Origin of the sequence: Paenibacillus tyrphae (assembly GCF_024158745.1) — a bacterium.
In the GTDB taxonomy this organism is placed as follows: domain Bacteria; phylum Bacillota; class Bacilli; order Paenibacillales; family NBRC-103111; genus Paenibacillus_G; species Paenibacillus_G tyrfis_A.
In genome coordinates this window covers 39,752-53,216 of sequence record NZ_JAMZAW010000011.1, presented here as the reverse complement: position 1 = coordinate 53,216, position 13,465 = coordinate 39,752, and the positions used below count along the sequence as shown (strand labels likewise).

The window sequence follows — 13,465 nt, the reverse complement described above, 5'->3', positions numbered from 1 at the left end:
TCTGTAAAGACCAAGGCGGCCCTTCTTCTTACCATATTTATTGCTGCAGGTTCGTTCGAGGCTCTGAAAGGTCCCCTTCGATTCGGCGCGCATTCTTGCTTTTCCATTCGGATACGACGATGCCGGCAAAAATAAGCCCGATGCCGAGCCACTGGAGCAAGCCGGTCTGCTCATGAAGCAGCAGGCTGGAGCACACAATGACGACGGGCAGCTCGATCGCCCCGATGATGGAGGCTACGCCGGTACTGAGGTGCGGAGCACCCTTGGTATACAAGTACGGCGGAAGGATCATGCCGAACAGGCTGAGAATGACCGCCCATCCCCATAGGCCGTTCGTCAGCGCACCGCTCCACAAAAACGTCGGCGGATAAATAAGCGATACGACGATAACCGCTCCCGTCAGCATCCACGAGCTGCGCAAAATCGCAGGCACCTCGGTCGCGACCCTGCCGCTGAAATAGACGGTCAGCGTGTAGCTTGCGGCCGCAAGCAGCCCGAGCCCGATACCGGTCCAACTGAGCACAGGCACGCTGCCTTCGAGAAAGCCGGAGGCGAACAGCGTGCCGGCGAGCACGATGACAACGCCGATGAGCTGAAACCGGTTGGGCGCTTTTCTTTGCAGCAGCCAATCCGCGAGCAGCCCCATCCAGGTGAATTGGAACAGCAGCAGCACCGCGAAAGACGCGCTCAACGTTTGCAGCGCGTAGTAGTAAAACACGCCGGTAAGCCCCGTAAACACCCCGCTACCGAGCAGCTTCAGAAAGACGATCCTCGGCATCTTTTTCATGTAGCCCCAGCAACGGATGCTCAGAAGCCACAAAGCTACAAAGCCGAACAACACTTGGCTACCCGTCACTTCGGCGGGCGAAAAACCGTCCTTATACGCCAGCTTGACGCAAGTGGACAGTATCCCGTACGATGCAGCGCCGGTCAATACCAACAGGCTAGCTTTAAATCGCTGCGAAAATATCATAACCGATCCTCGGTTCTAGTTAACCCTCACCCACCCGCGGTGGCTCCGGCCGTTAAAAGCGGAAGCCCCACAAACAAAAAATATAGCAAACTCTGGGCTGAGTTTCAAGACTTGTTTTTTATAATGAACTGACCGGAGTAAGTTTTCTGTTTGAAAATAGCTGAAATTTTGATAATATTACTGATATGTTTACCTGACCGCGGTAAGGTAAATGATTTCATAAAGCCAAGGTGGGTACGATGAGCCGAAGAGAAGAGATCAAGAAAGCCGCGATAGGACATCTACTGCAATACGGTTACGAAGGCACGAAGCTGGCGGATATTGCCCAAGAGGTAGGGATTAAAAAGCAGTCGATGTACGCTCATTTTGAGAACAAGAAAGATTTGGTCGTCGAAATCCACGAGGACGCAACGAAGCAGGAAATCGCCTACTTGACCACGTTTTTTCACGAGCATAAGGGGGAGCCGCTCCAGGCGCTGCTGCGCACCTTCGTCGAGGAGATGAAAGACCGCTACGCGACCAATCGGAATGTGAAGCTGATGTTTCTGATGGCGTTCATGCCTCCCGAGCCGCTGCAGGAACTGTGCATCACCATGTACGAATTGTATTCGCATCATTTGCTTCATCTGCTGGAGCTTGCTTTTCAGCTCGATTCAACCACTCAGGTCAATCCGAAGGAAGGCGCGCTCGCCGTGCATACGATTTACGAAGGCTTGACCGCCAAACTGATTTTCGGCAGCCCGGATTATTTTATCCAAGCGGCCGAAACAACCTTTTCCTTATTATGGAAAGGAATACTTAAAGAAGATCGTTAGAGGTGTATGATGCAACTTGAAAACAACAAGCTGACAGCCCTGGAATCCGATTCCGTAGGCAAAGTATTCGTCCGTTATTTGGTTCCGTCGATTGTCGGCATGTTTATGATGTCCATTAACGTCGTGATTGACGGCATTTTCGTCGGGCAGCGGCTCGGCGAGGTCGCGCTGGCAGGGGTCAATGTCGCCTTTCCGGTATTTTCCATTTATTTTGCCATATCGCTGTGGGTCGGCATCGGCGGTGCGGCTCTATATTCCAGATCGCTGGGCGCCAAAGATACCGAGCAGGCGCGCTCGATTTTCACTCATTCGCTTACGCTCATCTTCAGCTTGACGCTCGCGCTGGCGGGAATTGCGTATTTGTTCCGGGAAAAGCTGGCGTTGTTTCTCGGAGCCAATGACGAGACGATGCCTTATGCGATGGAATTTATGACCGTGCTGCTGAGCTTCGGCTTTATCGTCACTGTGCAAAATGCGTTCAGCATCTTTGTACGCAACGACGGCAATCCAAATCTGGCGATGATTTCGCTGCTCGTGACAGCCGTATGCAACATCGGACTAAATTACGTGCTATTGTTTGTTCTCGAGTTCGGCGTAGCCGGGTCCGCATGGGCGCTAATCGGCGCGTCCGCCATCGGGGCGTGCGTACTGTTCACGCATTTCCTGCGCAAGGACAGCACCCTCCGCTTCGTCAAGCTGCATTTGTCTTGGAAGCTGGCCAAAAGCACGTTCACAATCGGCTTTCCGAGCTTCGTCGCGGAATTGGGCATCGCCGTCTTCACGGCAGGCTACAATATGGCTATGGTCCGGTGGGCAGGCACGTTAGGCGTATCGGCCTTCTCCATTCTAAATTACGTGCACAGCGTGGTGCTGATGTTATTCATTGGCATGGGATCGGGCATTCAGCCGCTGATCAGCTACTATCGGGGCGCAAAGCAGCATGCCCGGGAGCGGGAAACGATCCGCATCGCCGTAAAAACGTCGATCGGCATCGGGCTGGGCGTATTTCTGATCGGTTTGGTTACGGCCGACGGCATTGTCTCCATGTTCGGTTCGTTTACCCGGGAGGTTCAGGAGTTGGCCGCTTCCGGCATACGTTTGTTTTTCATCGCCTATTTGTTCATGGGCGTCAACTTTGTCATGATGACGTACTTTCAATCGACCGATCAAGTCAAAATGGCGACTTGGATTACCGTAGCGCGCGAGATGCTGATCATGGTCGCCCTGCTGTTCACCCTGCCCCATGTCATGGGAACGACCGGCATTTGGCTCGCTATCCCGCTTTCGGAACTGATCGTCGTCCTGACCGTGTATGCTTATATCCGCAGACGCTCGCGTACGGTCGCTTCGGTGAATGCCGCCTCTTAGCGCAGACCGCGCCTTTACCAACGTTTCCGCAGCAACAGCCGCTCGGCCCATCATCGCATGGACCGGGCGGCTTTCGCTGTGTTATGGGGTCCTGCAGGCGCGCCATAACGCCTTTAGGGCCGGAGCTTCGTTCGCGTATAAATCTTTCCGCCCCGCACGGTCATCTGCACCTCCCCGTCCCTGTCCGTCCGCTGCGCGCTTATACCGTGCGACGTCAGCCGCTCCAGCACCTGCCGGTTCGGATGCCCGTAAATGTTGTTCGCCCCGGCGGAGATGACCGCGTGCTTCGGCTGCCAAGCATTCAGCCACTCATCGGTCGTAGACGATTTGCTGCCGTGATGAGCAACCTTCAACACATCGACGGGCTTGTATATTACCGATACCTGTGCGGCCGCCCCAACTGACGACGCAGGTTCACGAACAGCAGGAGCCAGCGCCTCCCCTTGAGCGAGTCCCCGCGATACTGTAGACCAACGGTCGAGCAGCTTTCGCTCCTCGGCTTGGCCGATATCGCCTGTGAACAGCCAGCGGGTACCCGCCATCTCCATTAAAAACACGACGGAGCTCGGGTTCTGATCCTGCTCCACACGCACGCCCTCCCGCTCCCCCTCCGGCAGCGGATACAAGAAATGAAGCGCCGTGCCGGCGTCGACTTGCAGCGTATCTCCCGCCTCCACCTCGACCAGCTCCGTTCCCTTCTCCAGTGCGGTTTGAAACAGCTTTTCCACGGCCGGCAGCGGCTTCAAGGTCCCGTTGAACAAAAACCGCCGCACCGGAATGTGCTCAAGCACCGCTTGCAAGCCGCCGAAATGATCGGCATCCTGATGCGTCAGAATGAGCTCGTCGATTTGCTGCACGCCGCGTTTTTTGAGCAGCGGTACGAGCAGCTTCCGGCCCACTTCATACGGGTCTCTCCGCTCCTTCCACGCATCTCCCGGTTTGCGGAAGGAGACTGTCCCGCCCCCGTCAACCAAAATCGTATGGCTTCCCGGGAGCGTCTGGATCAAGATGCTGTCTCCCTGCCCCACATCCAAAAACTGTACGCGTCCCTCCGCTTTTCCGCGTTCGGGATCGTAGCCGTACCAGAGCAGTCCCGCAAAGCCGAGCAAGCTGACGGGCAGCAGGACGTATCGGTTCATCGTTCGCCGGTTTAAGAACGGAAGCTTGTTGGTTTTTGCTCCATAAAGCATCGGTTCGGGCGCAGCCGACTCGTTCTTGGCCGCAAACGGCTGCAGCAGCACAAGCGCCGCGCACAGCAGCCCGTAATAAGCCAAGATCCATACCGGCGAAGGGCTCGGCCAAATGGTTTGAAACGCATCCAGCTTGCTCGCTTGTTCTATCAAGTAAAACAGAAGCTCATTTGTCTTGGCAATCAGCCACCCGAGCCAGCCTGCTCCGGTTCCCCAGAGGAATCCAAGCAGCATGGCCGTCGTCCCGCCCGGCATCACCCATGCGCTAAACGCCGGAACCAGCGCAAAATTGGCAGCGAACGACAGCAGGGAAAATTGGTTGAAATAATAAATCGACAGCGGGAACGAGATCAGCTGCGCGACTACGGTTATCGAAAGCGCATCTCTCAGCTTCGCATGCTTTACCGGCAGCAGCTTGTTCATTTGCGGGACGCCGAGAATGAGGCCCAACGTCACCAGAAACGACAGCTGGAAGCTGACGTCCAGCAAATAATACGGATTCCAGACGAGCATGCCGACTCCCGCGATCAGCGCGATGTGGAGCCCGTCCTTGAGCCGGTTCCGGTAAGCGGCATACAAGCCGATCATCGCCATCAGGCCGGCGCGGACGATCGAAGGCGAAGCCCCGGTGACAGCGATATACAGCGGCATGAGCACAAGAGCGGTAAGCAGAACCGTTTCCCGCGTCAGTCCGAAGCGGCGCAGCAGCCAGATCAAGCATGCCAGAAAAATAGCGACATTCAGGCCGGAGATCGCGATAATATGGGTCAGGCCCAGCCGGGAAAACCGCTCGAATTGCTGTGGTTCGATCTCATCCGTCAGGCCGATCAGCATGCCTTTCATAAAGCCGCTTTGATCCGGAGGAAACAAGTGGTCTACCTGCCCCGCCAACCGGTCCCGAAAGCGGTCGATGCTGCGCATGGCTAGCCACCCGCCCCATTCCCCGGATTCTGGTGGCGTCACGGTGAGTCCTGCTGTCCCTTTTGCCGTCATCTGCCAATGAATATGCTGCAGCCGCAAATAGTTCCGGTAGTCGAAGCCGCCAAAGTTACGAGCTTCCGCCGGGCGGCGCAGCGTCCCGTCCAGCTCGATCCGGTCGCCCCGCTCCCAACGTCTAGCCGTCTCCTGCTCCTCCTGGGCAAGCAAGCGGATCGAAAACTGCATCCGCTCGCCTTTGCCGCCATTCTGCGGTACCGCGTGTTCGGGAATCGCTACAGATTCGGCTTGCGCTTGAAAGGAAACGCGGTCCCCGTCTACCGAAACCGGCGTCACGATCCGCCCTTGAAAATGCACGCTGCTTATTTCCTCGGCCTGTAATTCGACCAAGCTCCGGTTTCGGGCATCGTGGTCGCCGTATACGCCCGCCGCTGCCGCGACGATCAACAGAGTGCGGAGCCAAACGGTCCCCTTTGGCCTCATGATCATCGCAGCACAATACAATATTCCTGCAGTCATCGCCAGCCACAGATTCATCCACGGCAGCCGCACGATCACCGCAACAGCATAGCCTATACCCCAACATACCGCGAACGCTACGATCGGTCTTTGAGACATCCGCTCCTCCTTCCAGCAACAAAAAAAGAACCTCTTCCGAGTGCATGCTTAACGCACGCCCCAAAAGAGGTTCTTCCTCCTAAGCTTTGGCTCGTTCTAATTTTTCACTTCGCTGACCGTTCCGGCCGGAGGCTCGTAGTTTTCAAGCTGCCGGAACGTCATTCCGCGCTGCTCCATCAGCGCGCGCACCTTGTCGTTGTCTTTCGGATACGGCCGGTGGAACACGATCTCCGTCACACCGCTGTTCGCGAGCATATTCGCGCACGTCCAGCACGGCTGGTCGGTCACATAAACGACAGACCCTTCGCGGTCCTCACGGTCCGTGAACAACAGCAGGTTTTGCTCCGCATGGATCGTCCGGATGCAACGCTGCTTCTTGACCACCTGCTCCTTGCCGTCCGATGCGACCAATTCGTACTCTTCCACGAGCATGCAGCCCGCTTCCGAGCAATCCGGCACGCCCATCGGAGCGCCGTTGTACGCCGTGCCGAGCAGCTTCTTCCCCTGCACCAGGACGGCTCCAACGTGCCTTCGGCTGCATTGGGAGCGGGTGGAAGCCATGTAGGCGATATCCATAAAATACGTATCCCAATCTTTACGTGCCATCATGCTGATTCAAGCTCCTTTATTTTTTCCGGCTTTATTTCTGGCTTGCTTGGATCGCTTGATCCAAATCGTAAATAATGTCGTCGATCGCTTCCGTCCCGATGGACAGGCGAATCATCCCCGGCGTTACGCCCGCCCCCGCCTGCTCCTGCTCGCTAAGCTGCTGATGCGTGGTGCTGGCCGGATGAATGATGAGCGACTTCGAATCGCCGACGTTCGCCAAATGGGAGAACAGCTTTACCGCATTGATCACTTTGCGCCCTGCTTCCACACCGCCTTTGATGCCGAACGTCATGATCGCGCCCTGGCCTTTAGGCAAATACTTTTTCGCCAGCTCATACGACGAATGGCTCGGAAGACCCGAGTAGCTTACCCAATCCACAGCTTCGTGCTTTTCCAGGAATTCGGCAACCTTCTGCGCATTCGAGCTGTGGCGCTCCATGCGAAGGTGGAGCGTTTCGAGACCTTGCAGCAGGAGGAACGCGTTGAACGGCGAGATCGAAGCGCCCATGTCGCGCAGAAGCTGTACACGCGCCTTGATAATATAAGCGATCGGCCCGACGGCGTCGGTATATACGACTCCGTGGTAGCTCGGGTCCGGATCGGTCAGACCGGCGAATTTGCCGCTGGCTTTCCAATCAAAACGACCGCCGTCGACGATAATGCCCCCGATCGAGGTGCCGTGTCCGCCGATAAATTTGGTCGCGGAGTGAACGACAATGTCCGCTCCGTGTTCGATCGGACGGCAAAGATACGGACTCGGGAACGTATTGTCGATAATCAACGGAATGCCGTTCTCATGCGCAATAACCGCTACGGCGGCAATGTCAAGCACGTCGCCCTTAGGATTGCCGATCGCCTCCGCGAACACGGCTTTCGTCTTCGGCGTAATGGCCTTCCGGAAATTTCCCGGATCGCTCGCGTCGACGAAATGCACTTTAATGCCGAGTTTCGCCAGTGTATTTGCAAACAGATTGTAAGTACCGCCGTACAAGGTGGACGATGAGACGATCTCGTCGCCCGCTCCGGCAATGTTAAGGATCGAGTACGTGATGGCCGCTTGGCCGGATGCCGTCGCCAGAGCCGCAGCTCCGCCTTCGAGCGCAGCAACGCGTTTTTCGAACACATCGGTCGTCGGATTCATAATGCGCGTATAGATGTTGCCGAACTCTTTGAGAGCGAATAAATCGGCGGCGTGATCCGTATCGCGAAATCCATAGGACGTTGTCTGGTATAAAGGAACTGCTCGGGACATCGTAGTCGGGTCAATCTCCTGTCCTGCGTGAACGGCCAACGTTTCCAAAGAAAGCTTGCGCTCTTCTGACATACTGCATCCTCCTTATGATCAACAGAAATGATGGATAATCGTACCTATTTTCGCACATTCCGCAGCAAAACGAAAGCTTTCTCCGCAAAACATTCCTGACATAATTGCACGGCCTGGTCGAATCAAGGGTCCAAAGTGACGAGAGGCTTTATTTTTTGCAGCATTTTTTCGCCGATTCCCTTCACTTCCAGCAGTTGGTCCACCGATTTGAACGAACCGCCGAGCTTCTTGCGAAGCTCGACGATCGCTTGCGCCCGGCTAGCCCCGATTCCCGGGAGCTCGTCGAGCTGTTTGGCGGTAGCCGTGTTCAAATTGATTTTGCCCGGAGCGCTCTCCGCCGGCTTCCCGGCAGCGGCCTTTCCCGGATCGGAAGCCGCCCCGGCGGCGGAAGCTTCTTCCGGCGGACTGTCCGCTGCGGCAGGCTTGGGCGATGGCTCTGCGGAAGCCTTCTCCGTGACCGGGTTCCCTTTCGGCTCCGCCGCAGGGTTCTTTTCACCTCTCGCTGCCTTCGCATCGCCCGAAAGCCCATTCACCTGTCTTGCCTCGTTCTGCTCCTGAAGCAATTTTCTCATTTCCTCGTCCGCCGCCTTAAAGCCCGCCGGTACCCCGTCCGATGTCCAAGGACGCCATAGCAGCAGTACAATGATAATGCCAGCGGCAAGCACCAGGCCGGCAAGACGAACCAAAGCTTTTTCCGAAAAATGGGGCATTGCTCCACCTCGTTTCTTCATCGAATCTTGATCGAATCTATATCGAAAAATCGAATGCATGGTTTTACGATCTGTCTCATATACATGAAAAAGGCTGCAATCCAATCAGGGGGGATGGTCATGCAAATAGGATTTATCGGAACAGGCAGCATGGGCAGTATTCTCATCGAAGCGTTCATTCAATCCGGCGCAGTCAGCCCGGAGCAGCTTGTTGTGACCAATCGCACCGCCCGCAAAGCGGAGCAGTTAGCGGAAAGCTACCCGGGCCTGCAAACAACCCGCTCCAATAGGGAAGCCGCAGCCGGATCCCAGCTTCTTTTTCTGTGCGTCAAGCCTATGGAATTCAAAGCTGTCATCGACGACATTCGGGATGTTGTCGCTCCCGAAACAATCGTCGTTTCCATTACAAGCCCGGTGCAGATTCGTCATTTGGAAGAACTGCTCCCTTGCAAAATCGCCAAGGTCATTCCAAGCATTACCAACTATGTGCTCAGCGGTGCGACGCTGTGCATTTACGGAGACCGGATGACCGACGAGGATCAAGCCCGGCTGGAGCTGCTGCTCTCCCACATTAGCGCCCCCATTCGCATCCGCGAGGAGCATACGCGCGTCTCTTCGGACATTACAAGCTGCGGTCCGGCGTTTCTCGCCTTTTTCGTGCAAAAATTCGTCGACGCCGCGGTTGCCGCCACCGGCATCTCCGAGACAGAGGCTACGCAGCTTGCGGCCGAGATGACGCTCGGCACCGGCAGGCTGCTGACCACCGGAGGCTTCACGCCCGCCTCCCTGCAGCAGCGGGTGTCCGTTCCCGGCGGTATTACCGCGGAAGGTCTCCGCATAATGCAAAAAGAGTTGTACGGGGTCTTTGACGACCTGATCCGCACAACTCATGCTAAATACGATGAAGATGTGGAAAAGGTGAAAGCCCGTTTTTTCAGCCCGTAGGCCGAACCGAACGCGATGCTTTCACGTCCTTTTCCGTTATGAACCGCCGTGCTCCGATTCCGGAGTGCGGTTTTTTGTTTTCCGGCGCCGCTTCTTACCCTACGACAATATTGACAAGCTTGCCTTTGACGGCAATCACCTTGCGGACGGTTTTACCCGCCATCGCTTCCTTGACTTTGTCCAAGCCAAGCGCCAGCTCCTGCATCGTCGCTTCATCGGCATCCGCTGCGATCGTAGCGCGATCGGCGATTTTGCCGTTCACTTGGATGACGATTTCCACTTCGTTGTCGACCGTCCATGCTTCGTCGTATACAGGCCATGCTTCATAAGCCACGGTACCGGAATGACCGAGCTTCTCCCACAGCTCTTCCGCCAAGTGCGGTGCGATCGGAGACAGCATTTGCACGAAGTTTTCCATCGCAGCTTTCGGCAAACGGTCCGTCTTGTACGCTTCGTTGACGAAGATCATCAGCTGGCTGATCGCCGTATTGAAGCGCAGCGCCTCATAGTCTTCGGTTACTTTCTTAATCGTGCGGTGCCAGGTCCGCTTGAACGCTTCGCTGCCCGCATCGCTGTCTTCTGTAATTTTCGCGTTCAGCCCTCCGTCTTCGCCGACGAACAAGCGCCAAACGCGGCTCAGGAAGCGGAATGTGCCTTCTACGCCGTTTACGTTCCAAGGCTTCGTCGCTTCCAGCGGCCCCATGAACATCTCGTACATGCGCAGCGTGTCGGCACCGTACTCGCCGACGATTTCGTCCGGGTTGATGACGTTGCCGCGCGATTTGCTCATTTTCTCCATGTTCTCGCCGAGAATCATGCCTTGGTTAACCAGCTTGTAGAAAGGCTCTTTCGTTTCCACAACGCCGAGGTCGTACAACACTTTGTGCCAGAAACGGGCATACAGCAGGTGAAGTACGGCATGCTCCGCGCCTCCGATGTACAGGTCGACCGGCAGCCATTTGCGCTGCAGCTCCTTAGAGCAGATCTCGTCCTTGTTCTTCGGATCGATAAAGCGCAGGTAGTACCAGCAGCTTCCCGCCCATTGCGGCATCGTATTCGTCTCGCGGCGCGCTTTGAGGCCGGTCTCCGGATCTACCGTGTTCACCCAATCCGTCACATTGGCAAGCGGCGATTCGCCGGTGCCGGAAGGCTTGATTTCGTCCACTTCCGGCAGAAGCAGCGGCAGCTGATCTTCCGGTACGGTTTTCATCGTGCCGTCCTCCAGATGGAGGATCGGAATCGGCTCGCCCCAGTACCGTTGACGGCTGAACAGCCAGTCGCGGAGACGATAGGTTACTTTGCCTTGGCCTTGGCCGTTGGCTTCGAGGTGCTCGATCATTCGCGCGATGGCCTGCTCGTTATTCAAGCCGTTCAGGAACTCGGAGTTGACGTGCGGGCCGTCGCCGGCGTACGCTTCCTTGTTTACATCGCCGCCCTGCACCACTTCCACAATCGGAAGGTCGAACTGCTTCGCGAATTCCCAGTCGCGCGGGTCGTGCCCCGGTACCGCCATGATCGCACCTGTTCCGTATCCGGCCAGCACATAGTCGGCAATCCAGACCGGCACCTTGCTGCCGTTGACCGGATTAACTGCATAAGCGCCGGTAAAGACGCCCGTTTTTTCCTTCGCAAGATCGGTGCGCTCCAAGTCGCTTTTGCGGGCCGCGCGTTCCTGATAATCTTTCACCGCTTGAGCTTGCTCCGGCGTTGTAATGCGGGCCACAAGCTCATGCTCAGGCGCCAATACGCAATAGGTGGCCCCGAACAGCGTATCCGGACGGGTCGTGAATACCTTCAGGCTATCGTTCCCGTGTCCGTCGATGGCAAACGTCACTTCGGCGCCCGTAGACTTGCCGATCCAATTGCGCTGCATATCCTTGATGCTTTCGGACCAATCGAGCTCTTCAAGATCCTCCAGCAGGCGCTCCGCGTACTCGGTGATCTTGAGCACCCATTGACGCATCGGCTTGCGGATAACCGGATGACCGCCGCGCTCGCTCAAGCCGTCGATGACTTCTTCGTTGGCCAGTACCGTTCCGAGCGCCGGACACCAGTTGACCGGCACTTCGTCCACGTAGGCGAGACCTTTTTTATACAGCTGAATGAAAATCCATTGCGTCCATTTATAATATTCGGGATCGGTCGTGCTGAATTCGCGGTCCCAATCGTAAGAGAAGCCGAGCGACTTGATCTGTCTGCGGAAATTATCGATATTGCGGAACGTGATGTCGCGCGGATGCTGCCCCGTATCGAGCGCATGCTGCTCCGCCGGCAAGCCGAAGGCGTCCCATCCCATCGGATGCAGAACGTTATAGCCGCGCAGCCTTTTATAACGGGATACGATGTCCGTCGCCGTGTAGCCTTCCGGGTGCCCGACGTGAAGTCCTGCTCCGGAAGGATACGGGAACATGTCAAGCGCGTAAAACTTCGGCTTGCTCTCGTCGTCCAGCACCTTGAACGTTTTGTTTTTCTCCCAATATTGCTGCCATTTCGGTTCAATCGCCAAGGGATTGTACCCTTGTTGTTCTCTAGTTTCCTGTGCCATACTGTGTAGACCTCCTTCGATTCAAACAAAAAAGCCCTCATCGCTAGCGCAACGCTAGGGACGAGAGGCTTATTTCCCGTGGTACCACCCTAGTTGACTCAAGCATGCTTTGCCTGGGCCCACTCTCCCCTTAACGCGGGGTACGTTTATGGCTGTGACCGGCGAAGCTTGCGCTTGTTGCGGTCTTTTGGCCAAACGGCTCGAAGATGAGTTCGCTGCCTGCTTCTACCGGTTCCCACCCGCCACCGGCTCTCTGAAAGAAAGCGCTGCAGTTACTAGTTCTTGTCACGGCCTTTTGCATATATGCTCCAATTAGGATTCATTATATGAAAAACGATTCCTCCGTGTCAAGCCGGACCCCCGATTTTCCCGAAGCTGCCGGATAAAACGCCGCCTTGCCAATCGCAAACGGGCCCGTCCCGGTTACATTCTCCGCAACTTGGCCATACTTTCTAATAAATGTTTTCTATTCGAAGCTTACGGAGGATGAGCCGCATGAAAGGATTCGTCAACGGGGTCATGCTGTCGCTCCCGCTATGGGGGATGATCCTGTGCCTGCTGCAACTGATTATCCATTTAACGCGTTAATGAAATGTACCGCGTCCGTTTGCCCCGACTTCAAGCTCAATCCCGCTGCTTCACGGCCACAAAAAACGCCCGCTGCGTATCGTCCGTCGGCGCTTCGAACGAAAAGTCGGCATAGCATGCCGTCTCGCTAAATCCGGCCGCCCGCAGCCGCTCCTGCACCCAATCGAGCGGATACGCCCGCTGCACATGCAGCTCCTCGATCCGGTGATACCGTTCCGTAATGGCGTCGTCAGACCCTTCCGCCCATGTGTCCCCTTCCCGCACGAACAAGGTCAGCTCATGCTCGATTTCACAGCGGCCCGGATCGAAATCGCAAGTCCAGATGTAGGCGACGTCGTCGTCATTTAAGAAAAAAGGCTGCGATTCCGCATAGCTCTGAAGCTGGCTCTGCGTATGCATATCGAACACGAACACCCCGCCAGGAGCGAGCCCGTCATATACTTGCTTGAAGGTCCGCTCGATGTCTTCTTCCTCCAGCAAATAGTTCAAGCAATCGCAAAACGAGATGACCGCGTCCACCTGACGGCCAAGTTCCCATTCGCGCATGTCCTGTTGGAGCCACATCACGCTTCCGCCCGCAGGGAAAGACTTGTGCCGCTGGGCGCTTTCCGTTTTTTGACTGGCCAAGGACAGCATGTCCTCCGACAGATCGATGCCGACGACTTCGTAGCCGAGCTGCGCCAGAGGGACCGCTATGCTTCCGGTGCCGCAGCCCAAATCAACCACGTTTCGGGGCGTCCCGAACTTGTCCCAGCATTCCCGCGCAAAGCGGAGCCAATCATCATAGGGCATATCCTCCATCAGCCGGTCGTATAGATAGGAAAATTGTTCGTAAGCCACGGCT

10 protein-coding genes and 1 other annotated feature are annotated in these 13,465 nt (G+C 56.2%); of the genes, 3 read left to right on the top strand and 7 right to left on the bottom strand.

The genetic code is table 11. The annotated features are described in order from the left end of the window. Positions 1–37: 37 nt before the first annotated feature. The gene (locus tag NI000_RS17490) at positions 38–973 is read right to left on the bottom strand and encodes an EamA family transporter (protein WP_253412737.1); all 936 of its coding nucleotides are present in this window, start codon (positions 971–973) and stop codon (positions 38–40) included. A 239-nt stretch (positions 974–1,212) separates the two neighbouring features. Here NI000_RS17490 and NI000_RS17485 point away from each other — a divergent pair, with 239 nt between their 5' ends. Both NI000_RS17485 and NI000_RS17480 read left to right on the top strand, forming a co-directional pair. Continuing rightward, entirely contained in the window at positions 1,213–1,788 is a 576-nt protein-coding gene (locus NI000_RS17485) for a TetR/AcrR family transcriptional regulator (protein WP_253412735.1), read from the top strand. A 6-nt stretch (positions 1,789–1,794) separates the two neighbouring features. Continuing rightward, positions 1,795–3,156, top strand: coding sequence for an MATE family efflux transporter (locus NI000_RS17480; RefSeq protein WP_253412710.1), 1,362 nt, complete (start codon positions 1,795–1,797; stop codon positions 3,154–3,156). Between the two features lie 113 nt (positions 3,157–3,269). Here the strand turns inward: NI000_RS17480 and NI000_RS17475 are convergent, their stop codons facing one another. From NI000_RS17475 to NI000_RS17460, 4 genes are all read right to left on the bottom strand, one after another. Beyond that, the gene (locus NI000_RS17475; protein WP_253412708.1) at positions 3,270–5,900 is read right to left on the bottom strand and encodes a DNA internalization-related competence protein ComEC/Rec2; all 2,631 of its coding nucleotides are present in this window, start codon (positions 5,898–5,900) and stop codon (positions 3,270–3,272) included. Between the two features lie 96 nt (positions 5,901–5,996). After that, the gene (locus tag NI000_RS17470) at positions 5,997–6,509 is read right to left on the bottom strand and encodes a deoxycytidylate deaminase (RefSeq protein ID WP_010495580.1); all 513 of its coding nucleotides are present in this window, start codon (positions 6,507–6,509) and stop codon (positions 5,997–5,999) included. Between the two features lie 31 nt (positions 6,510–6,540). Then, positions 6,541–7,833: a homocysteine synthase gene (locus tag NI000_RS17465; RefSeq protein WP_253412706.1), complete on the bottom strand. Its 1,293-nt coding sequence runs from the start codon at positions 7,831–7,833 to the stop codon at positions 6,541–6,543. A 122-nt stretch (positions 7,834–7,955) separates the two neighbouring features. Further along, positions 7,956–8,543 carry a ComEA family DNA-binding protein gene (locus NI000_RS17460; protein ID WP_253412704.1) on the bottom strand — a complete coding sequence of 196 codons (588 nt, stop codon included), beginning with the start codon at positions 8,541–8,543 and terminating at the stop codon, positions 7,956–7,958. Between the two features lie 120 nt (positions 8,544–8,663). On the opposite strand from NI000_RS17460, the gene comER reads away from it, so the two are divergent. Beyond that, positions 8,664–9,488, top strand: coding sequence for a late competence protein ComER (comER, locus tag NI000_RS17455; RefSeq protein ID WP_253412702.1), 825 nt, complete (start codon positions 8,664–8,666; stop codon positions 9,486–9,488). Between the two features lie 94 nt (positions 9,489–9,582). On the opposite strand, the gene leuS is transcribed toward comER, so the two are convergent. After that, positions 9,583–12,033 (bottom strand): leucine--tRNA ligase, encoded by a 2,451-nt coding sequence (gene leuS, locus NI000_RS17450; RefSeq protein ID WP_253412700.1) that lies wholly within the window; start codon positions 12,031–12,033, stop codon positions 9,583–9,585. A 53-nt stretch (positions 12,034–12,086) separates the two neighbouring features. Then, positions 12,087–12,331, bottom strand: a binding site (T-box leader). 326 nt (positions 12,332–12,657) lie between these two features. Further along, on the bottom strand, positions 12,658–13,461 hold the full coding sequence (locus NI000_RS17445; protein WP_253412698.1) for a class I SAM-dependent DNA methyltransferase: 804 nt from the start codon (positions 13,459–13,461) through the stop codon (positions 12,658–12,660). Positions 13,462–13,465: the final 4 nt, after the last annotated feature.